Genomic DNA, 531 nt, shown 5'->3' with positions numbered 1-531 from the left:
CATACACGCAGAAAGAAGATCCGCGCATTTTTCCATTTGGCAGTGTAATGCGTAAATTTCGTATTGATGAGCTGCCGCAATTATGGAATGTAATGAAAGGTGAAATGCATTTAGTCGGGCCTCGCACGGAATGGAACATTCTCGTTGAGAATTATGAAAGAGGGATTCCTTATTACAATGAGCGCCATATAGTTCGTCCTGGCATTTCTGGTTGGGCTCAAGTGTGCTATCCCTATGGTACCAACTTAGAAGATGCGCGCCAGAAGCTCATGTATGACTTGTATTACATAAAGCATTGGAGAGTTTGGTTAGAACTTGAAACGCTCCTCAGAACTGTTGTAGTAGTCCTTAGCCGCAAAGGGTTATAGGACTAATGAGGGCTTAAAAAGGCGTTGACTATATTTTCAGGTCGAAAGTCGTCAAGCCACTTCTCTTGGATTTTATAGCCACCCTGCTCAATTACTTGATCCATTTTTTCCGCCAGCGCCGTGTCTGTTCGAGCACACAGATAAGGCTCGAGTTCTCCTTTAA

The 531-nt window shown here is 43.7% G+C and carries 1 protein-coding gene; it reads left to right on the top strand.

What is annotated here, in order from left to right; translation table 11 throughout:
• Positions 1–368 (top strand): sugar transferase (locus GCE9029_RS25485; RefSeq protein ID WP_197475440.1); only part of this gene is annotated, 368 nt, incomplete at its 5' end.
• Between the last annotated feature and the right edge of the window lie 163 nt (positions 369–531).

The organism is Grimontia celer, from assembly GCF_900055185.1.
GTDB lineage: Bacteria > Pseudomonadota > Gammaproteobacteria > Enterobacterales > Vibrionaceae > Enterovibrio > Enterovibrio celer.
Note: the sequence above shows the minus strand (reverse complement) of the source record. Positions and strands in the feature narration are given on the sequence as shown.